Below are 20,626 nucleotides of genomic sequence, written 5' to 3' on the forward strand. Positions count from 1 at the left end.
CCTCGGGAGCGTCCAGGGCGGTTTGACCTGGCCTTTCCGAGATCGGAATCTTGCGCGGTCGTCTTTGTCGGCTGTGTGGAGGTTCCGATGCCGGTTGAGTTTCTCTCCGATGAGCAGGTTGGTGCGTACGGGGCGTTCGCAGGGGTGCCCTCCCGGGCGGACCTGGAGCGCTACTTCTTCCTCGACGACGCTGACCGTGCCCTGGTGGAGGCCAAGCGACGGCCGCACAACCGGCTGGGCTACGCCCTGCGCGCCGAAGAAGCCTGGCGGGCCCAGTTGGTCACCCGCTTTGCCACCGTGCGGCCGTTCCTTTCTACGCTGACGCAGGTGGTGGACTTCGGCGCCACTCCTCAGGGCGCGCCGGTGCTGGCCGCGCTGCGCAGCCTGCCCGGTCTGCTGGGGCGCAAGAAGGTCACCCCGGATGAGATCGACACCGACTTGCTGGCCGGATCCTGGCGGCGTCTGGTGCTGTCCTCTCCGCACGTGGAGGCCGGGTATGTGGACTGGAAGGCGTACGTGTTCTGCGTGCTTGAGGCATTCCATCGCATGCTGCGCCGCCGCGAGATTTTCGCCCGTAACTCCTCCAAGTGGGGTGATCCGCGGGCCAAGCTCCTTGCCGGAGCGGCGTGGGAGACCGCCCGCTCCACCGTGCTGGCCAGCTTGAAGCTGCCTGGCGAGGCGGTCGAGCACTTGGCGGCCCGTGCCGCGCTGCTGGACGGCACATACCGTGAAGTCGCCGCCCGGCTGCCGGCCAACACCCAGATCCGGTTCGACGACGACGGCCGGCTGCACCTGGCCGCTCTGGAACCTGAGGCCGAGCCGGCCAGCCTGGTCCGGTTGCGGGTGGCGGTGAGAGCGATGCTGCCCGCGGTCGATCTGCCCGAGGTGCTGCTGGAGGTGTTCTCCTGGACCGGCGCCGACCGCGCGTTCACCTCGATAACCGGCGGCGAGGCTCGTCTGGCCGACCTGCACGTCACCATCGCCGCGCTGCTGGTCGCGCACGGCTGCAACGTCGGCTACGCCGCGGTCATCGGAGCCGTGGACGCGCTCACCCGCGACCGGCTCTCCCATGTCGACCAGACCTATCTGCGGCTGGCCACCTACCGGGCGGCCAACGCCGCCCTCATCGACGCCCAAGCCGCCATCGGCCTGGCCCGCGCATGGGGCGGCGGCCTGGTCGCCTCGGTGGACGGGATGCGGTTCGTGGTGCCGGTGCCGGTGCCGTCGATCTATGCCCGCCCCAACCCCAAGTACTTCGGCCGCCGCGGCGGCGCCACCTGGCTCAACCTCATCAACGACCAGGCCGCCGGACTCGGCGGCAAGGTCGTGGCCGGTACCCCGCGCGACTCACTGTATGTGCTGGACGTGCTGTACGACCGCGACGGCGGCCGCCGCCCCGAGGTGATCGTCACCGACACCGCCGCCTACCCCGACATCGTCTTCGGCCTGCTCACCCTCGCCGGCTACACCTACGCCCCTCAGCTGGCCGACCTCCCGGACGCCAAGATGTGGCGCATCGACGCCACCGCCGACTACGGCCCCTTCGACACAGCGGCGCGCGGCCGGATCGACCTGGCCCGGATCGAGCGGCACTGGGAGGACATCCTGCGCATCATTGGCTCCATCCACACCGGCGCCGTGCGCGCCTACGACGTCATCCGGATGCTGTCCCGCGACGGGCGGCCTACCCCGCTGGCCGATGCGATCGCCCACTACGGCCGCATCTCCAAGACCCTGCACATCCTGCGCCTGGCCGACGAGCCCGACTACCGCCGCCAGATCAAGACCCAGGCCAACCTCCAAGAAGGCCGCCACGCCCTCGCGCGGAAGATCTTCCACGGCAAGAACGGGCAGCTGTATCAGAGCTACCACGAAGGCATGGAAGACCAGCTCGGCGCGCTCGGCCTGGTCCTCAACGCCGTGGTGCTGTTCAACACCCGCTACATGGACGCCGCCGTCACCGAGCCGCGTCGGCAAGGTTTCGACGTCCGTGACGAGGACGTGGCCCGGCTCTCGCCGTTCGTGCGCCACCACATCACCATGCTCGGCCGCTACTCCTTCTCGTTACCCGACCTGCCCGGGGGCCTGCGGCCTCTGCGCGATCCGGATGCCAGCGACGAACAGGCCCTCGTGGAGTAGGAATCAGCGGTAACGCCGCTGGCCGGGCGTAGGCGGCGGCCGGGGCACCATTTGGTGCCCCGCCGCTGGACGACCGCCGCACCTGGCCGCGACAGTTCGTTGCCTGTCGCCGTACCGGGGCCGTCCTCCCGGCCGGCGATGGCGCTTGGCTGCTGTGGCGGTCAATCCTCCGAGGGCTCGGGGTGGTCCTTGCCGTCTAGGCCGGGGCCGTAGGAAGCATGTCCCCGAGGCAGCGACGGATCAAAGGCTGGGCTATACCCCTGTGTGGGCCGTCCGCCGTTGCGCTTCTTCAATCCGGCGAGATCATGACGTAGCCCCGCGAGAATCGACCGCAAGCATCCCTTCACGACATCGTCCTTCCTGCCTTGTGATTTCAGGTTAGCAGGCGGACATGCGGATCGTATTAGCAGGTGACACGCAGATAATTGAGAGACTGGACGCTCTTGTGATAAGCGCCGTTCACCGCGTATCCATCCGTGACTACACGGTACTCTTCATTTCCGGTTCCGGAACAGTCGTATATTCCGTCGCGCTGGAGGAAATCGATGTAGGCGTTGCCGGAGTCGACGACTTTCTTGTTCTGCCATAGCCCCGCTCCCAGGTAGCGCTGGAGGGTCACCTTGACTCGCAGAGGAGACCACCCCGTCCCCGTGCACGACTGGAAGCCTTCGAACTCGATGGTGTTCGCGAACTTGCTCGGTCGCTGGCGTAGACAGTGCACACCCACGGAGCGGCCGCCACCTCCGAAGCGGCTGCTGCGGGGCCGTGCTGGGCGCCAGAGAGCGGAAGGTCGTCGCTGAATGCCGGAATGAGCTCGACCGTCGGCCCCGCCTGCGATTCCGCGTATGCGATCGCTCCGGTTCCAACCGGAAGAGCGGCGGCGAAAAGAAGGGCAGCTGAGCTCGCGAGGAGGCGCCGCATGGATTCCCTTTCACTCTGGTGAGACTGCTGAAATCGCAAATCTCACAGAGTCGCATTGCGGTCAACAAAGAATCGAGAGATTGCCGAAATCAGGAAATCGGGGCATCCTGATTTCCTGATTTGACGCCACCTTGCCAGCAGTGAACTTTACCTCAACGTGAATTGACCGCCACTGCCAGTAAGAAGAAATGTGTATCGGGGCGGCCGCCCAAAACCGTTCATCGCCTGCTGTCGGCGGGGGCGAGCAAGCTGGTGACCTCGGCGATGGCCTCCCGTGAGGGCTTGAAGTACCGGCGGAGGTTCTCCGGCTTCTTGTGCCGGGACTTGGCCATCAGCATCAGCAGGCTCGCCCCTGCCTCACCCAGGTGCGTGAGGGAGGAGTGGCGGAACTCGTGCAGATCCCAGCCCGTACCCGGGGCCGCCCAACGCGGTGTGCTCATCCAGCACCGCGCGGGCCTGCCCGTACGACAGACGGGCCAGCCCAGTATTTGGACACACGTCCCGGGGGCTGATGACCTTGCCCGGGCCCGGTCGGCGATGGGTGAGGAACACCGGGCCACCGTGTGCGGCCCTTCAGCAGCCGCGGAAGCAGGCGGGCGGTGCCGGCGTCCCAGTAGACGGTCTCCAGCACGAAGTCGTCCCGCGCCTGGCCGCCGATCCGCATCGCGGTCTTGCCGACCCCGATCGCGTAGTTGCGGACGGTATTCGGGTTGCCGAGCGAGTCGAGGAACGCGTCGGCCGCGGACCGGACCGTCAGCGCCTTCCCAGTCGGCAATTGCACGGCGGCGGGCACCGCGTCTCCCTTGCCACGGATAACAGGGCCGCTTCACGCGCGGTTAGGCGGACGTCGCCGCAGGCGGCGATCAGCAATGCCACAGATAATAGAGCGTTATCTGTGGAAGGACTTCCGACCCGCCCCACGGCGGACGCTCCGTCAGGCGCCTACCAGGGCCGATCGAGGCTTAGCGCCAGTTTTCGTTCCGATGTTCCTCAACCCCCGGTTCCTCCGTCGGGAACAGGATCGGGCTGATCAGATAACGCGCGCGGCCCGGCCCCGGCGGGTTCGCCAGCCGGGGAGCGAGGGCGCGGCGCATTTCGCCGATCATCTCCAGCAGCTCGTCCTGGCTGAGCCAGACAGCGTGCTGACGGTAACCGACGAGGTCGGCCGCGGGGTCGGCCCGATCCCGGTCCAGGTAGGCGTTGAACTCGGAGAGCAGGGCGGCCATCGCCGCGGCGAATCCACGCCGGTGATCGTCGAGCGTCAGCGACTCGGCCGTTTCGGCGTCGATCACCGCTCGGTCCTGGCGTAGGCGGTATCGGCGCTCCACCGCGCCGCGTACGCGCCGCTCGTCGGCGACCTCGAGGATCCCTCCGGCGGCGAGCAGGTCCACGTGCCGGTAGACGGTCGCCTTGGAGACGTCGGGGAGGCGGGCGCAGAGCTGGGAGGTCGTGAGCGTCTGCCCTCCTCGCATGGCGTGCACGATGCGCAGCCGTACCGGTTGCGCGAGTAGTTCCAACGGGTCCACGGGGTTACGGTCTCACCATATGCTACCTTTCTCAAAATTCGAGAAAGGTGGATGGTGATGGGAGCCGACCACGGGGCGGCCGCGAGGATGGTCGTCCAACTTGCGCGCGACGAACGCTTCGGGGACATCGAGGCCCTGTTCGCGCCGCCACTGCGGGCACAGGTGTCCGCCGACACGGTACGGATCGCCTGGGCCTCGGAGACGGGCAGGAACGGACCGATCTCCGCCCTCGGAACACCGGTGAGCGAGCCGATCCACTCGGGGCTGGTCCGGGTGAGCGTCCCCGTGACCTGCGAGCGCGGGGCGCTCACGATGGTCATGTCGTTCGACGAGGACGGCCTGATTCACGGACTGCGCCTCGCTCCCCCGGCCGCCCCGGCTTGGACGCCGCCGCCGTACGCCGACCAGGTGACGTTCGACGAGCACGAGGTCACGCTCGGCGCCGGCCCCCTCGCCGTACCGGGGACGCTGAGCCTGCCGCGCGGACGTGGCCCGCGGCCGGGCGTGGTGCTGCTCGCGGGCGGGGGGCCGTTCGACCGTGACGGCACCAGCGGACCCAACAAGCCGCTGAAGGATCTGGCCTGGGGGCTGGCCTGCCGCGGTGTGGCGGTGCTGCGGTTCGACAAGGTCACCCACGTCCACGGCGAGCGGGTGGCGGGCGCGCCCGGGTTCACCATGTCGGACGAGTACGTTCCGCACGCGATGGCCGCCGTCCGCCTGCTCCGGGCTCAGCCGGCGGTGGATCCGGGGCGGGTCTTCGTCGTGGGCCACAGCATGGGTGGCAAGGTGGCGCCGCGTGTCGCGGCCGCTGAGCCGTCCGTCGCCGGTCTGGTGATCCTCGCCGGTGACGCTGAGCCGATGCACCGGGCCGCTGTCCGCGTGGCCCGCCACCTCGCCTCGCTGGATCCCGGCGCTGGGGAGGTCGCGAAGCTGATCGCCCGGCAGGCGGCGGTGGTCGACAGCCCCGACCTGTCGCCTTCCACGCCCGCGGCGGAGTTGCCGTTCGGTCTGCCGGGCTCGTACTGGCTGGATCTGCGTGGCTACGATCCCGTGGCGGCCGCGGCGGCGCTGGACAGGCCGATGCTGATCCTGCAGGGCGGCCGCGACTACCAGGTGACCGTCGAGGACGACCTCGCACGCTGGAGGGCGGGTCTCGCCCACCGGCCCGACGTCACGATCCGCGTCTACGACGCCGACGACCACCTGTTCTTTCCTGGCGCGGGTCCGTCCACGCCCGCGGAGTACGAGGTGGCGCAGCACGTCGACGCGGCCGTGGTCGCCGACGTCGCCGGGTGGCTGGCGCCGCGGGGGCGGTCCGGCGGCGGGGGCGGCCCCGGGTGCCCGTAGGCTCGGGGCATCCCCTCCCTGTCGTGCGTGTTGAAAGGTGATGCCCTCATGCCCTCCGCGTTCCGCCTGTTCCGTGCCGTAGCGATCGCCGAAGCGTTCTCCTGGGCGGGCCTGCTCGTCGGCATGTTCTTCAAGTACGTCGTGGTCGGCAACGAGATCGGTGTGCGGATCTTCGGGTCGATCCACGGCGCGCTGTTCGTGCTCTACGTGCTCGCTGTGCTGGCCGCCGCACGTTCGGGGCGGTGGAGCCTCGGCACCGTGGTTCTCGGGCTGGTGTGCGCGGTGCCGCCGTTCGCCACGGTGTGGTTCGAGCGGCGGATGACCCGGCGTCTGGAACCGGCCGCGCCGCTGGCGGCCGCTCGGGCGGAATCGGTCTGACCACGCCGCGACCACGCCGCGACCGCACCTCGGGGCCGCCGCGCCGGGGTGCGGTCATTCGGCGGTCAGCGGCTTGGCGATGTGTTCGAGCGACTGCTGCTCGGCCCGTACGCCGAAGGCCAGCTCGACGACGCCCCCGACGGCCATGGCGGCGGCCCCGATGAAGAAGCCCACGGCGACCAGGGTCGTGTTGCCGGTGGCGATGAAGCCGCCGAACACCAGCGGCCCGGTGATGCCGCCGATCCCGGTGCCGACGGCGTAGAAGAGGGCGATCGCGAGCGCCCTGGTCTCCATGGGGAAGATCTCGCTGACGGTGAGGTACGCCGCGCTGGCCCCCGCCGAGGCGACGAAGAACGTGAGCGCGACGAGCCCGACGAAGGAGAAGGCGGTCAGCCCGCCGTTCATGAAGAGGACGGCGAGCGCCGCGGAGAGCGCGGCCGACCCGAGATACGTACCAGAGATCATCGGTACGCGGCCCACCGTGTCGAAGAGCCGTCCGAGCAGGAGCGGCCCGAGGAAGTTGCCGAGCGCGAAGACCACCATGAAGTACGGCACCGCCCCTGACGTGACGCCGAAGAAGGTGTGCAGGATGGTGCCGAGGTCGAACGTGACGGCGTTGTAGAGGAACGCCTGCCCGATGAACAGGGCCAGCCCCAGGACGGTCCGCCGGGGGTAGCGCCGGATCGCGACCTCGGCGATGTCCCGGAAGGGGATCGCGTGGCGCTGCCGTACGGTGATGGAGCCGTGGGGCGGGGAGAGCTCGCGGCCGCTCTCGGCGCGGACCTCGGTCTCGATGGCGCCGACGATGCGCTCGGCCTCCCGCTCGCGGCCGTGGATGAACAGCCAGCGGGGGCTCTCGGGCACCTGCCGGCGGACGATCATGATGCCGACGCCGAGGAGGCCGCCGATGCCGAAGGCGAGCCGCCAGCCGATGTCGGTGGGTAACAACGTGGACAGCAGCAGCAGCGCGGCGGCGCTGCCGAGCGCGGAGCCGGCCCAGAAGCTGCCGTTGATGGTGAGGTCGACCTGGCCGCGGTTGCGCGCCGGGATGAGCTCGTCGATCGCGGAGTTGATCGCGGCGTACTCCCCTCCGATGCCCATCCCGGTGAAGAAGCGGAACAGGAACAGGTACCACGGGGCGAAGGAGAAGGCGGTGGCCACGGTCGCGACGACGTACAGCGCCAGGGTGATCATGAAGAGGCGCTTGCGGCCGTGGCGGTCGGTGAGCTGGCCGAAGACGAGGGCGCCGGCGCAGGCTCCGGCGACGTAGAGGGCGGCGGCGGTGCCGATGTCGGCGGCCGTGAGCGGGATGCCGCTGCCGGGTTCGGTCATGCGGGGGGCGATGGCGCCGACGATCGTCACCTCGATGCCGTCGAGGACCCAGACGGTGCCCAGGCCGACGACGATCCGCCAGTGGAAGCGTGACCAGGGCAGCCGGTCCAGGCGGGCGGGGATGGCGGTGCGCACGACCTTGAGCTGCTCGGCTGTCATCGGCACCGCTCCCCCGCTCAGCCCGTGCACGCCTGCGACCGCGACCGTGTCCGTGTCCGTGTCCGTGTCCGTGTCCGTCGCCTGCCGTGGCCTCCCGGCGTACGGCGGGCGCCGGGAGGCGTGCCTCCAGCCTGGCGGGGCGGGCCCTGCGGGCGCATCCCTCGATCGGGTAGTCGTGCGGACGGGCGCGCGGTTGTCGGTGGGCCGGGATACGGTGTGGATCATGCTTCCGGCTCGGTTGAACCGTCTCACCGTGGAGGAGGCCGTGGATCGCTACGTGGAGCTGGTCCGGGCCAAGACGCTGACGGGAGCGCTGTCCCCCGCCACCGCCGAGGTGTACGCGCGGGACGTGGCCACGTTCGCGCGGCTGGCGGGTCCCGATCGGGTGCTGGACGATCTCACGGGTGAGGACGTGGACGCCGTGCTGCTGGCGTTCGCCCGCAAGCCGGACGAGCGGCGGCGCGGCGCGGCGGAGACCTCAGGCGAGGGGGCGGGGACGCAGAGCGCGTCCTCGCAGGGGCGGTTCCGCCGCTCGGTGTCGGCGTTGTTCAAGCACGCGGCGCTGTCGGGGTGGGTGCAGCTCAACCCGATGCCGGCGGCGACGGTCACCGCGCGGGAGCGGGGCGGGCTGCGGGCCGAGCGGCGGGCGCTCACCCGGGAACAGGCCGAGGGGCTGATCGGGGCGGCGCGTTCCCCGGTGGAGGAGCCGGCCCGCCGCAGGGACCAGCGCACCGAAGCGCGCGACGCGCTGATCGTGCTGCTGCTGACGACGGTGGGGCCGCGGGTGTCGGAGCTGGTACGCGCCAACGTGGAGGATTTCTACACCAACGACGGCGTGCGGTACTGGCGGATCTTCGGCAAGGGCGGCCGGACGCGGGATGTTCCGCTGCCGGCCGATGTGGCGGAGACGTTCGACGCCTACATCGAGGGGCGGGCGGCGAGCGAGGAGAAGGCGCTGCTGCTGTCGTGGCGGGGCCGGCGGCTGGCGCGGGGCGACGTCCAGGCGGTGATCGACCGGGTGCAGCAGCGGGTGGAGCCGGGACGGCGGCGCGGCGTGACGCCGCACGGGCTGCGGCACACGACGGCGACGCATCTGCTGGCCGACGGTACGGACATGGACGCGGTGCGGCGGGTGCTGGGGCACAGCGACCTGTCGACGCTGGGGCGCTATCGCGACGAGCTTCCCGGTGAGCTGGAGGTGGCGATGCGGGCGCATCCGCTGCTGCGCGGCCGCCGTGGCGGCGGGAACGGCCAGAACCCTGCCGAGGGGGGCGTGGACGGCTCCCCGGGCTGACGGGCGGGGTGCGGTTGGACGGCGTCCGCTCGCGCTCGCCAGGATGGGCGGTATGAGCACATTTTCGGCACTCGTGTCGTTCGCCGTCGTCGCCGGTCTGATGACGATCGTCCCCGGCCTGGACACCGCTCTGGTCCTGAGAGCGGCCATCGCGGGAGGGAAGCGGCACGCGTTCGCGACCGCCCTGGGGATCAACACGGGCGTGCTGGTGTGGGGCGCGGGCGCGGCGGTGGGGGTGTCGGCCCTGCTGACGGCGTCGCAGACCGCGTACACGGCTCTGCGGCTGGCCGGGGCCGCCTATCTCGTCTGGTTCGGCGCGCGCATGGTGTGGCGGACGATGCGCCGCCCCGCCGGGACCCCGGCGGCGGGCTCGGGCGTCACCCCGGAGGCCGCCGCCGGCCCGAGCGCGCTCCCGAGCGCGGGCCGGGCGTGGGCGCGCGGGCTGCTGACGAACCTGCTCAACCCCAAGATCGGCGTGTTCTACGTGGCGATGCTGCCGCAGTTCATCCCCGCCGACGCGCCGCACCTGCCGATGGGGCTGCTCCTGGCGCTGGTGCACAACGTCGAGGGGATGGCCTGGTTCACACTGCTGATCTTCGGGACACATCTGGCGCGCGGCCTGCTGGCCGGGGCCCGGCTCCACCGCGTCATCGACCGGGTCACCGGCACGGTGCTGGTCGGGTTCGGGGTGCGCCTGGCCCTGTCCCGGGACTGATCGCCGCTCACCCCGCCGGGTCCGCCAGCGGGATCATCAGATGGGTGACCAGCCGCTCCGGCGGGGTGACCGCCGGGTCGTCGATGTAGACCTCGCGCAGCGGCCCGGCGGGAGGGTGGCCGCGCTCGGCGCACCAGGCCAGCAGGGCGTGCGCGGTGAGCGAGATCTGGTCGTACGGTCCCACGTGGACGGCGCGGGCGAAGGTCCCGCCGGGCAGAATGTCGGGCCGCGTCCCGGGCGGCGGGTCGTCGCGGTGCCGTTCCGGCAGCACCGCCGCGACCGTGATCGGGACGGCGTCGTCGACGTCGACCGGGAACAGGCCGATGAGCCGCACCGGCTCACCGCCGGAGCCCGGGTCGCCGAGGGGGAAGGACCGCAGGGCCGCGACCAGCCGGGCGACGCAGGCCGAGGTGACGGCGCCGATGTGCTCGGGCGAGGCGGCGACGTCGCGCAGCAGCGCGACCCGGTGCGGCGGCTCACGCACCACGCTCACTTCGGCGGAGGGCAGGCCGCCCTCCAGGATGCGTTCCAGGGTCCGCAGGGTGCGGCGGCGGCGGGCCAGCTCGGTTTCCAGGTCGTCCCGTACGCGGGAGAGCGCGGCGGCGGCCCGCCGGTCCTCCACGCCCGGCTCCTCCAGACCGCCGGCGTCGCCCGGCGGGGACGCCATGGATCCGATCACGGTCGCGACCACGGCCAGGGGGACGTCGAGTGAGCGCAGCAGCCCGATGGCCAGTGCCGCCCGTGCCTGCCCGGCCCGGTAGTAGCGGTAGCCGCTGTCGGGGTCGACCCACGCGGGTTCGAGCAGCCCGAGATCGGCGTAGTTGCGGAGCTGCTTGACGCTCAGCCGGGCGAGCCGGGCGAACTGCCCGATGGACAGCAGGTCGTCGTTCACCCGACCCAGCATGGCCCCTCCCCCGGCGGGAGAGTCCACCGGGCGGGTCCATCACGTTCGGGCCGTCCCGACCCGCCTATCGAACGCGGCGGAGCCGCGATGGGGTCGTCGTCCAGCACGTGCCCCAGAGCAGGAAGAAGCGAGTCGCCGCACGCTGGTGGTGTGGGCCAGGCCCGCCGACGCCCCGGGCGTGCGCACACCGTGGGGTCAGACGTCGAGGCCGGGGTCGGCCTGCAGGATCCTGTGGTGGAGGTCGGCGACCGCCCGGCCCGGCTGCAACCCCTGCTCGCGGACCAGCGTCTCGCGCAGGGCGCCGTACACGGCCAGCGCCTCGCTCTGGCGGCCGCACCGATAGAGGGAGAGCATGAGCAGCGCGTGCGCCGACTCGCGCAGCGGGTGGGTGATGGTCAGCTCGCGTAGGAGGGGAACCGCCTCGGCCGCCCGCCCGAGCGCGATGTCGGGCTCCGCGGCGGCCTCCGGGGCGAGCAACCGCGTCTCCTCCAGCCGTTCCGCGTACGCGAAGATCACGGGGCCGGCGGGCACGTCGGCGAGCGCCGGTCCGCGCCACAGGCGCAGCGCCAAGGCGAGCCTGCCACGCGCCCGGGCGTGGTCGCGGTCCCGCGGCGCCTCCCGCCCATCGGCGACCAGTCCCTCGAAGCGGGCGGCGTCGGTCTCCCCGGTCCCGGCCCGCAGCTCGTAGCCGCCGCCGTGGGTCAGCAGGTGGTCGCCGACGAGGCGGCGGATCCGCCAGACGTATCCCTGCAGCGTCTTGCGGGCGAATGCCGGCGCGGCGCCCTGCCACAGCTCCTCGATGATCCGTTCCGCGGTGACGGCGCGACCCATGTTGACGGCGAGGACGGCCAGCACGGCGCGGTGCTTGGGCGCGGGCACCGGGGTCACGCTGCCGTCGAGGGTCAGCCGGAGCGGGCCGAGCAGCCCGAGCCGGAGGTCGGGAGACGTAGCGGGCAAACGACACCTCCTGCGCGCGTCCGGCGCCGCGGCCGGACCCGTTTCGTGATCGTTTGACGTTCCATGTTTCCAGGCGCGGCTTGCGCGGAGCTTGCGCCGATCGGGCGAGGCGACGGGACCGCTGGACGTCCAGGGCGAACGTGAGTGGATCGACACCCTTGAGCAATTGTCGTCCAGTTTGACCTATGTCATCGTGGACGTATGTATGTGGACATTCTGATCCTCAGCCATCTGCTGAAAGGGCCGATCCACGGCTACGAGCTCAAGCGCGGGGTCGCGGAGACCACCGGCTACACGCTCCACAACAACTCCCTGTATCCGGCGCTGCGCCGCTTCGAGGAGTCGGGGGCCGTCGTCAAGACCGCCGAACCACAGGAGGGCAGGCCGCCGCGGCACATCTACACGATCACAGAGCTGGGGCGCGAACTGCTGTACGACATGCTCGGCGAGCTGCCGCCCGAGCTGGCCGGCAACGAGGAGGAGTTCCTCACCCGCGTCGGCCTGTTCAGCCTGATCGGCCCGGACGAGCGGCGCGCCGTCCTCGCCGCCCGCGGCCGCGCGCTGGCCGAGCGGGAGCGCCATCTGCTCCACCAGGCCGGACGGGCGAGCGGCAGCGACCGCCACCACGACTGGGGCGGACTCGTCGTCGCCGAGCTCCTCGACCGTGTGCGCCGCGAGCGGACCTGGATCGAGCGGCTCACCGAGCGGGCGTGACCCCCGTGGGCACCGGCACGCTCCGCGCCACGACCACGTTCGGCCTGATGGCCGGACCGCTGCTGACGATGGTCGACTCCTCCGTCGTCAACGTCGCCGCCAGCGCCCTGGCCCGCGAACTGCACACCGGGCTCGACACCGTCCAGTGGGCCGTCAGTGGCTACCTGCTCGCGCTGTCGGCCGGGCTCGCCGCCACCTCCTACCTGGCCCGCAGGTACGGCACGCTCCCGGTCTACGCCGCCGCGATGATCGGCTTCACCGCCGCGTCGGCCGCCTGCGCCGTCGCGCCCGGCGCGTACACACTGATCACCGCCCGCGCGGCGCAGGGACTCGCCGCGGCGCCCCTGGTGCCGCTGGCGATGAGCATGCTGCTCGGCGAGCGCGGCGGCGCCGCCGGACGGCGGATCCCCGCCGCCACCGGAATGCTCCTCTTCCTCGCGCCCGCACTCGGGCCCTCACTCGGCGGGCTGCTCCTGGCCGGCGGAGGATGGCGCTGGATCTTCCTCATCAACGTGCCCGCCGGACTGTACGGCCTGCTCGCCCTCCGCGCGGCGCCCCGCACGCTGACCCCACCGCCGCAGCCGGACGCGCGGATCGACTGGGCCGGCCTCGCCCTGCTGTCGGCCGGGCTTCCGCTCACCGTCTTCGGCCTCAGCCGCAGCGCCACGCACGGCTGGACCGCCCCGGCCGCCCTCATCCCGCTGGCCGGCGGCGCGCTGCTGCTCGCCGCCTACGCCCGCTGGTCGGCCGGTCGCCCGCACGCCGCGCTGGACCTGCGCGTCCTGCGTGACCGGCGCTCGGCCCTCGCGCTGCTCCTGAGCGTGAGCGCGTCCGTCGTCGCCTTCACCGCCCTCTTCCTGCTCCCGGTGTTCACCCAGCAGGTGCAGGGACACACCGCACTCGCCACCGGCCTCGCCCTCCTGCCGCAGGGCGTCGTCATGGGCCTGGCCACCGCGCTCGGCGAGCGCATCAGCGCCCGCGTCGGCGCACGGAGGCTGGTCATGGCGGGCTTCACCGTACTGGCCGTGGCCGGGACCGGGCTGATCGCCCTGGACGCGCGGACCCCGCTGTGGGTGACGTCCGCGCTGCTGACGGCCAGGGCCGCCGGGATCGGCATCGTGGTCACGCCGCTGCTCGGCGTCCTGCTCCAGCCGCTCGGCGCGGACCGGATCGCCGACGGCACGACTGTCTTCACCATCGCCCAGCGGCTCGGCGGCGCGCTCGGCGTGGGCGTTCTGTCCTCGCTGCTGGCCGCGCGTACGGCGACGGCCGGGCCGGTCGGCGCGTTCCACCAGGTGGGCGTGGTGCTGGCCGTACTGGCCGCCGTCTCCGCCCTGCCGGCGGCCCGGCTGCCCGGGGTCGGGGCCGCGGCCGAGGGATCGGTGACCTGACCGCCTCACCCGTTCATGATCGTTTGGCGTCGTATACTTCCTAGCCGGGCTGCCGTGCGGGGGAAGGGGCGGCGTGCACGTCGGGATCCTCGGGACTCTGAAGATCACACGAGGGGGCGCCCCCGTGCCGCTGACGGCGCCCAAACAGCGCGCCCTGCTGGCGCTGCTCGTCCTGTGCGCCGACCAGGCCGCCCCCGCGGAACGGCTGGTCGGCGAGCTGTGGGGAGCCACCCCACCCCCCGCCGGACCCGCGCCGGCGCCGAGGCGGGCACCTGGACCGACCCCGCCTTCCGCGGGCGCGGCTACGCGGCCGCCACGACCGCCGCCTGGGCCGGCCTGCTGTCCGCGGACTGCCCGCACCTGTTCTACAGCACGAGCGCCGACAACCTCTCCTCCCAGCGCGTCGCCGGACGCCTCGGCCTGCGCGCCATCGGCCGGCTCTGGAAGCTCACCAAGGAAAGCTGACCCGCGGTCTCCCAGTCGGCCGCGGCGACGCGTTCACCCGATCGAAACGCGACCGAAACCCCGATCCGCCAGGATGTCCTCATGATCAGGGCGGTCCTCTTCGACCTCGACGAGACGCTTTTCGACCACCGCGGCGCGGTCACCCACGCCGCCGTGGCCTGGACGCGCGCGCTCTCCCCCGGCCACCGGCCGCTCACCGACCTCCCCGCCCTCTGGCTGGAGCTGGAGCGGCGGCACCTGCCCGCCTGGCACGCCGGGGAGTGCTCCTTCGCCGAGCAGCGCCGCCGACGGCTCCGCGACTTCTGCCGGCTCATGCGGCTGCCCCTCCCCACCGACCTCGACGCCGCCTACGCCGACTTCCTCCGGCACTACGAAGCCGCCTGGACGGCCTTCCCCGACGCCGCCGACACCGTGGACACGCTCACCGGCCGCGGCCTGACCCTCGGCATCCTCACCAACGGCGTCCCGGTGCAGCAGGAGGCCAAACTCCGCCGGATCGGCCTGATGGACCGCCTCGACCCCGTCCTGACCCCCGACGCGCTCGGCGCCTTCAAACCCGCCCCCGAGTGCTACCTGGCCGCGGCGGCCAAGCTGGGACTGCGCCCGCAGGAGATCCTTCTCGTCGGGGACGACCGCGAACTCGACGCGATCGGCCCGAGCAGGGTCGGCATGCGCGGCGTCTGGCTCGACCGCCACGACACCGGCCACACCGACCCGCACCGGCCGCCGCGCATCACCTCGCTGCGCGAGCTCCCCGCGCTGCTCGCCTGACCGGTCCCGTCACCCCGCACCGAGCCGGTTGGCCGCCACGCAACGCCGCGCGTACCCCAGCCGCTCGTACAACCGGATGGCCGAGTCGTTCCAGTCGTCCACCATCAGCGCCGCCCGGCCGTGCTCGGCCACCAACGCACGCGTCACGAACCGGCACACCCGCTCAGCGAGGCCACGGCCCCGCGCCGGAGCCGCCGTCGCCACGCCCGCCATCAGCCCCACCGTCGGCGCCGACCAGGCGTCCGCCGCGACCACGACCAGCTCACCCGACACGTCCCGCACCCCCGCCCAGCGCGACACCCGCTCGACGCCGGGCACCGCGTACGACGACGGGTTCGCGTCCGCCAGCAGGGTGGCGATCTCCGGATCGGCCCGCGGCCTCAACCACCCGGCCTCGCCGTCACCCGCGGCCTCGCCCCGCGGCGGGGGCGCCGACCGGGTGACCATCCACGAGAAGCCCACCGCCTCGGTCAGCCCCTCGACCCCGGCCGAGATCGCCCGCACCAGCTCGGCGTCCCCGAACGGCCGGTACGTCGGCCCCGCCTCCGCCAGCGCGTACCGAGCCAGCGGCAGCGCGCACTTCGCGCTCCCCCGGATCGCCAGCCGATCCCGCCGCGACGCGCCCGGACTGGCCACCGCCACCGCGTCACCCAGCGCCCAGGCCCGCACCCCCGGCCGCATCCCCTGCGCCGCCCACACGATCAGGTCGTCGTCCGCGCACGCCTCGGCCACCTCCGCGGCCGAGGCCAGCGGGCGCGGGGACGCCACCGTCACAGGATCGCGCCCGGCCGGTACCCGGCGGCCTCCGGATAGCGCTCGGTGATCTCCGCCACCTGCTCGGCCACCGCCGCCACCTGCGACGAGGCGGCGCCCGTGAACGAGATCCGGTCCGCCAGCAGCCCGTCCAGCCGCTCCCGGTCCAGCGGGAACCGCTCGTCGGCCGCCAGCCGGTCCAGCAGCGCGTTCGCCGACCCCTGCGACCGCATCGCCAGCGCCGACGCCACCGCGTGCTCCTTGATCAGCTCGTGCCCGGTCTCCCGGCCCACCCCCGCGCGGACCGCCGCCATCAGCATCTTCGTCGTCCCCAGGAACGGCAGATACCGGTCCAGCTCCGCCTCGATCACCGCCGGGAACGCCCCGAACTCGTCGAGCACGGTCAGCATCGTCTCCACCAGGCCGTCGAACGCGAAGAACGCGTCCGGCAGCGCCACCCGGCGCACCACCGAGCAGGACACGTCCCCCTCGTTCCACTGGTCGCCGGCCAGCTCACCCGCCATCGACGCGTACCCGCGCAGGATCACCGTCAGCCCGTTGACCCGCTCGCACGAACGCGTGTTCATCTTGTGCGGCATCGCCGAAGAGCCGACCTGGCCCTCCTTGAACCCCTCCGTCACCAGCTCGTGCCCGGCCATCAGCCGGATCGTCTTGGCCAGCGACGACGGCGCGGCGGCGAGCTGCACCAGCGCCGACAGCACGTCGTAGTCCAGCGACCGCGGATACACCTGCCCCACGCTGGTGAACCGCCGCGCGAACCCCAGATGCGCCGCGACCCGGTCCTCCAGCTCCGCCAGCCGCTCCTGCGACCCGAGCAGGTCCAGCATGTCCTGCGCGGTCCCGACCGGCCCCTTCACCCCGCGCAGCGGGTACCGCCCGATCAGGTCCTCCAGCCGCCCGAACGCCACCAGCAGCTCGTCGGCCGCCGTCGCGAACCGCTTGCCCAGCGTCGTTGCCTGCGCGGCGACGTTGTGCGACCGCCCCGCCATCACCAGCTCCGAATGCTGGGCCGCGAGCCGGGCCAGCCGCGCCAGCAGCGCCACCGTCCGCGCCCGCACCAGCAGCAGGCTCTCCCGAACCTGCAACTGCTCGACGTTCTCGGTCAGGTCACGCGAGGTCATCCCCTTGTGCACCTGCTCGTGCCCCGCCAGCGCGTTGAACTCCTCGATGCGGGCCTTCACGTCGTGCCGGGTGACCCGCTCGCGCGCGGCGATCGAGGCCAGGTCGACCTGGTCGACCACCTTCTCGTAATCGGCGACCGCCCCCACCGGCACCTCGACACCGAGGTCGGCCTGCGCCTTCAGCACCGCCAGCCACAACCGGCGTTCCAGCACCACCTTGTGCTCGGGAGACCACAGACGGGCCAGCTCCGCGGAGGCATAGCGGGAGGCCAGGACATTGGGGATACGCGGCTTGTCACTCACGTTGGCCCAGTTTATTGATTCCCCCGACACGGCTCGCGCCGGTCCCCCCGTGGACACCACGGGAGAACCGGCGCGAGAACCCCAGCGCCGCGCGGACGCTGCCTCCGGTGCTACTTGGACGACGCCAGCGCGTCCTCGTCGTACACCTTCACCTCCGCCGCCGGCCGGTCCTTCGGCGTACGGCGCAGCCGCTCCTTGGTCCGCTCCACCATCGTGTAGAGCGTCGGCACCAGCACCAGCGTCAGCAGCGTCGAGGAGATCAACCCGCCGATCACCACGATCGCCAGCGGCTGCGAGATGAACCCGCCCGACCCGGTCACGCCCAGCGCCATCGGCGTCAGCGCGCAGATCGTCGCGATCGCGGTCATCAGGATCGGCCGGAGTCGCCGACGGCCGCCCTCGAGCACCGCCTCCACGATCCCCAGCCCCTGCTCGCGGTACTGGTTGATCAGGTCGATCAGCACGATCGCGTTCGTCACCACGATGCCGATCAGCATCAGCATGCCGATCAACGCCGGGACACCCAGCGCCGTGTCCGTCAGCAGCAGCAGCCCGATCGCGCCGGTCGCCGCGAACGGGATCGACACCAGCAGGATCAGCGGCTGCACGAAGCTCCGGAACGTCGCCACCATGATCATGAACACGATGGCCACCGCCAGCATCATCGCCAGCCCGAGATCCCCGAACGCCTTCTCCTGCTCCGCGCTCGCGCCGCCGATCTTGTACGTCACGCCTGTCGGCAGCTTCACGCCCTTCAGCGTGTCCTTCACCTTCGCCGTGATCGCGCCCAGGTCGGCCGCGTCCGCCTTACCCGACACCGTCGCCGTACGATCGCCGTCCTGACGGGTGATCTGCGTCGGGCCGTCCGCCCGGACCACGTCCGCCACCGAGCTCAGCTTCACCAGCCCCGCCGCCGTCGGCAGCGTGATCCTCTCGATCGCCTCCAGGCTCGCCGGAGCGTCACCCGTCCGCAGCACGATGTCGCTGGAGCGCCCATCCAGGCTGATCGACCCCACCGGCGCGCCGCGGAACGCCTGCGCCACGAACTGGCCCACGGTCGCCTCGCTCAGCCCCTTGGCGGCCGCCTTCTCCCGGTCCACGTGGACCTCGATCCGGGGCGCGCTGTCCTCCAGGTTGGAGGTGATGTCCCGCACGCCCTTGACCCCGGACATCGCCCCCCGCACCGCGGTCGCCGCCGTCTTCAGCTCGCCGGTGTCCGCGCCCTGCAGGATCACCTGCACCTGGTCGGAGGCGAACCCGCCGCCCGAGCCGCCGACCGTGATCTCCCCCACGCCGGACATGCCCTTCAGCCGGTCACGCAGCGAGTCCTGGAACGCCGACGCGTCCACGCCCTCGCCCACCGTCACCGAATACGACGCCCGGTCGGCGCTGCCGCCGAGCCCGCCCATGAACTGGCTGCCGCCGCCCACCGTCACCTGGTACGACTCGATCTGCGAGAACTCGGCGAAGACCGCCTCGACCTTCTTGGCCGCCGCGTCCGTGACCGCCAGCGCCGTCCCCACGGGCATCCGCTGCGTCACCTGGATCGAGTCGTTGCCCGAGGAGTCGAGGAAGTTCGTCTTCAGCTTCGGCACCAGCGCCATCGTCCCGGCGAACACCACCAGACCGACCACCAGCGTCACCAGCCGCCGCCGCGTCGCGAACCGCAGCACCGGCAGATACATCCGCTGCAGCGGGCTGCGCAGCTCCCGCAGCTCCGCCTCCTCCCGCACGGCCTCCGCCTCGGCCGGCGACAGCGCCGGAGCCTTCAGGAACCAGTACGCCAGCACCGGGATCACCGTCAGCGACACCACCAGCGACGCGAGCAGCGCGACCGTCACGGTCACCGCGAACGGGCTGAAGAGCTGCCCGACCATGCCGCCGACGAACGCGATCGGCAGGAACACCGCGACCGTCGTCAGCGTGGACGCCGTCACCGCCCCCGCCACCTCGCGCACCGCCGTGAGGATCGCCTGCCGCTTGCTCTCGCCGTATCCGAGGTGCCGCTTGATGTTCTCCAGCACCACGATCGAGTCGTCCACCACGCGGCCGACCGCGATCGTCAACGCGCCCAGCGTCAGCATGTTCAGCGAGTAGTCGCCCACCCACAGCGCGATCAGCGCCATCACCACCGACAGCGGGATCGACACCGCCGTCACGATCGTGGACCGCACCGACAGCAGGAACACCAGGATGACCAGCACCGCGAACGCCAGGCCGAGCAGGCCCTCGGTGGTCAGATCCTCGATCGACCGCTCCACGTACGGCGCCTGGTCGAACACCACCGTCAGCTCCGAGGCGTCCCCGACGGCGCGGGTCAGCTCCGGCAGCGCGGCGCGCACGTCGTGCGAGATCCGCACCGCGTTGCCGTCCGGCTTCATCGTGATCGACACGCCGAGGCTCGGCTTGCCGTTCGTACGGGTGAGCGTGGTCGCGTCGGAGTCCTTGACCTCGATGGCGGCGACGTCGCCCAGCTTGACCGGCTTCGGCGCGGCCGCCACCCGCTGGGGAAGCTGACCGCCCGCCGCCGCGCCGGCCGCTCCCGCCGCCGATCCGGTACGGCCGGCCGCCCCGGCGGCGCCCCCGGCGGATCCGGCGCCCTGCGGCGCGGCGGGGGCCAGGTACAGGTTCTTCAGGTCCTCGACCGTCTCGATCCGGTCCCCGACCTGCACGGTCAGCGTCCGGTCCTTCTCCGTGACCGCGCCCGCCGGAATCGCCACGCCGTTCGCGCGCAGCACCTCCGGGATCGACGCCGCCGAAAGGCCGCGCATCGCGAGCTTCATCTGGTCCGGGGTGATGACGACCTGCTTCTCCCGCGCGCCGGAGACGGCCGCGTCGCGTACGCCGTCGATGCCGCGCAGCTTGGGCACCATCACGCGTTCGAGCCGGTCGAACATCGTGTGCTGGTCGCCCGCGTCACCGACCGCGATGACCATCACCGGGATGTCGTCGGTGTTCCCCGCGATCACCTGCGGGTCGACGCCCGTGGGCAGCCGGGAGCCGATCCGCGCCACGGCCTGCTGCATCTTGGACACGGCGGCGTCGATGTCGGTGCCATACTCGAACGCGACCTGAACCTGCGCCAGTCCTTCCTTGGACGTCGAGGTGATGTCGGTCGCGCCCGCGATGCCCTGGAAGCTGTTCTCGATCGGCTTGGTGACCTGTTCCTCGACGATCTCAGGGGACGCGCCGGGATACGCGGCCACGACGAACGCGCCCGGGAAGCTCAGGGACGGGAACAGTTGCTGCTTGAGAGAGGGGATCGCGAAGGCGCCGAGCGCGCTGAGCACGACCGCGATCATCACCACAAGTGTGCGGTTGGCCAGGCTCAGGCGAGCCAGGAACGTCATCTGGCGGAGCTCCTTCACGGATGATCTTGGGGAATCTGTTCGCCCCACCCTAACACTTCGCGTAA

The 20,626-nt window shown here is 71.8% G+C and carries 18 protein-coding genes; 9 read left to right on the top strand and 9 right to left on the bottom strand.

The window, feature by feature from the left end; translation table 11 throughout:
- Nucleotides 1–87 precede the first annotated feature (87 nt).
- Nucleotides 88–2,139 carry a Tn3 family transposase gene (locus tag AWQ68_RS38855; protein WP_084464891.1) on the top strand — a complete coding sequence of 684 codons (2,052 nt, stop codon included), beginning with the start codon at nucleotides 88–90 and terminating at the stop codon, nucleotides 2,137–2,139.
- Nucleotides 2,140–3,278: 1,139 nt separating this feature from the next.
- On the opposite strand, the gene AWQ68_RS44535 is transcribed toward AWQ68_RS38855, so the two are convergent.
- From AWQ68_RS44535 to AWQ68_RS38865, 3 genes are all read right to left on the bottom strand, one after another.
- Nucleotides 3,279–3,500 carry a hypothetical protein gene (locus AWQ68_RS44535; RefSeq protein WP_218007233.1) on the bottom strand — a complete coding sequence of 74 codons (222 nt, stop codon included), beginning with the start codon at nucleotides 3,498–3,500 and terminating at the stop codon, nucleotides 3,279–3,281.
- Nucleotides 3,497–3,853, bottom strand: coding sequence for a hypothetical protein (locus AWQ68_RS44540; RefSeq protein WP_218007234.1), 357 nt, complete (start codon nucleotides 3,851–3,853; stop codon nucleotides 3,497–3,499). The genes AWQ68_RS44535 and AWQ68_RS44540 overlap by 4 nt, the downstream gene beginning before the upstream one ends.
- Before the next feature lie 169 nt (nucleotides 3,854–4,022).
- Nucleotides 4,023–4,586, bottom strand: a complete 564-nt coding sequence (locus AWQ68_RS38865) for a helix-turn-helix domain-containing protein (RefSeq protein WP_066951317.1) — start codon at nucleotides 4,584–4,586, stop codon at nucleotides 4,023–4,025.
- 57 nt (nucleotides 4,587–4,643) lie between these two features.
- Here AWQ68_RS38865 and AWQ68_RS38870 point away from each other — a divergent pair, with 57 nt between their 5' ends.
- On the top strand, nucleotides 4,644–5,933 hold the full coding sequence (locus tag AWQ68_RS38870; RefSeq protein ID WP_218007235.1) for an alpha/beta hydrolase: 1,290 nt from the start codon (nucleotides 4,644–4,646) through the stop codon (nucleotides 5,931–5,933).
- 48 nt (nucleotides 5,934–5,981) lie between these two features.
- On the top strand, nucleotides 5,982–6,311 hold the full coding sequence (locus AWQ68_RS38875; protein ID WP_066951322.1) for a DUF3817 domain-containing protein: 330 nt from the start codon (nucleotides 5,982–5,984) through the stop codon (nucleotides 6,309–6,311).
- 54 nt (nucleotides 6,312–6,365) lie between these two features.
- Here the strand turns inward: AWQ68_RS38875 and AWQ68_RS38880 are convergent, their stop codons facing one another.
- Nucleotides 6,366–7,802, bottom strand: a complete 1,437-nt coding sequence (locus tag AWQ68_RS38880; protein WP_066951324.1) for an MFS transporter — start codon at nucleotides 7,800–7,802, stop codon at nucleotides 6,366–6,368.
- 223 nt (nucleotides 7,803–8,025) lie between these two features.
- Here AWQ68_RS38880 and AWQ68_RS38885 point away from each other — a divergent pair, with 223 nt between their 5' ends.
- Nucleotides 8,026–9,096, top strand: a complete 1,071-nt coding sequence (locus AWQ68_RS38885) for a tyrosine-type recombinase/integrase (RefSeq protein ID WP_066951371.1) — start codon at nucleotides 8,026–8,028, stop codon at nucleotides 9,094–9,096.
- Nucleotides 9,097–9,148: 52 nt separating this feature from the next.
- The gene (locus tag AWQ68_RS38890) at nucleotides 9,149–9,811 is read left to right on the top strand and encodes a LysE family translocator (RefSeq protein ID WP_066951327.1); all 663 of its coding nucleotides are present in this window, start codon (nucleotides 9,149–9,151) and stop codon (nucleotides 9,809–9,811) included.
- A 7-nt stretch (nucleotides 9,812–9,818) separates the two neighbouring features.
- On the opposite strand, the gene AWQ68_RS38895 is transcribed toward AWQ68_RS38890, so the two are convergent.
- Both AWQ68_RS38895 and AWQ68_RS38900 read right to left on the bottom strand, forming a co-directional pair.
- Complete coding sequence (locus AWQ68_RS38895) at nucleotides 9,819–10,715, bottom strand: MerR family transcriptional regulator (RefSeq protein WP_066951329.1); 897 nt, start codon at nucleotides 10,713–10,715, stop codon at nucleotides 9,819–9,821.
- Between the two features lie 195 nt (nucleotides 10,716–10,910).
- Entirely contained in the window at nucleotides 10,911–11,672 is a 762-nt protein-coding gene (locus tag AWQ68_RS38900) for an AfsR/SARP family transcriptional regulator (RefSeq protein WP_066951331.1), read from the bottom strand.
- Between the two features lie 201 nt (nucleotides 11,673–11,873).
- Between AWQ68_RS38900 and AWQ68_RS38905 the strand changes: the two genes are divergently transcribed.
- The 4 genes from AWQ68_RS38905 (at nucleotide 11,874) to AWQ68_RS38920 (ending at nucleotide 15,013) form a co-directional block, all read left to right on the top strand.
- Nucleotides 11,874–12,386, top strand: a complete 513-nt coding sequence (locus tag AWQ68_RS38905; protein ID WP_066951334.1) for a PadR family transcriptional regulator — start codon at nucleotides 11,874–11,876, stop codon at nucleotides 12,384–12,386.
- Nucleotides 12,383–13,777: a DHA2 family efflux MFS transporter permease subunit gene (locus AWQ68_RS38910; protein ID WP_218007236.1), complete on the top strand. Its 1,395-nt coding sequence runs from the start codon at nucleotides 12,383–12,385 to the stop codon at nucleotides 13,775–13,777. Before AWQ68_RS38905 ends, AWQ68_RS38910 begins: the two co-directional genes overlap by 4 nt.
- 219 nt (nucleotides 13,778–13,996) lie before the next feature.
- Nucleotides 13,997–14,242: a GNAT family N-acetyltransferase gene (locus AWQ68_RS44545; protein WP_066951337.1), complete on the top strand. Its 246-nt coding sequence runs from the start codon at nucleotides 13,997–13,999 to the stop codon at nucleotides 14,240–14,242.
- An 81-nt stretch (nucleotides 14,243–14,323) separates the two neighbouring features.
- The gene (locus AWQ68_RS38920; RefSeq protein WP_066951340.1) at nucleotides 14,324–15,013 is read left to right on the top strand and encodes an HAD family hydrolase; all 690 of its coding nucleotides are present in this window, start codon (nucleotides 14,324–14,326) and stop codon (nucleotides 15,011–15,013) included.
- A gap of 9 nt (nucleotides 15,014–15,022) precedes the next feature.
- Here AWQ68_RS38920 and AWQ68_RS38925 read toward each other — a convergent pair whose 3' ends face one another.
- The 3 genes from AWQ68_RS38925 to AWQ68_RS38935 form a co-directional block, all read right to left on the bottom strand.
- Nucleotides 15,023–15,781: a GNAT family N-acetyltransferase gene (locus AWQ68_RS38925; RefSeq protein WP_218007237.1), complete on the bottom strand. Its 759-nt coding sequence runs from the start codon at nucleotides 15,779–15,781 to the stop codon at nucleotides 15,023–15,025.
- 2 nt (nucleotides 15,782–15,783) lie between these two features.
- Nucleotides 15,784–17,211 (bottom strand): adenylosuccinate lyase, encoded by a 1,428-nt coding sequence (gene purB, locus AWQ68_RS38930; protein WP_066951342.1) that lies wholly within the window; start codon nucleotides 17,209–17,211, stop codon nucleotides 15,784–15,786.
- Between the two features lie 110 nt (nucleotides 17,212–17,321).
- A complete protein-coding gene (locus AWQ68_RS38935; RefSeq protein ID WP_066951345.1) occupies nucleotides 17,322–20,561 on the bottom strand; it encodes an efflux RND transporter permease subunit in 3,240 nt (1,079 codons plus the stop codon).
- Between the last annotated feature and the right edge of the window lie 65 nt (nucleotides 20,562–20,626).

This window comes from Microtetraspora fusca, assembly GCF_001570365.1.
Taxonomy (GTDB): domain Bacteria; phylum Actinomycetota; class Actinomycetes; order Streptosporangiales; family Streptosporangiaceae; genus Microtetraspora; species Microtetraspora fusca.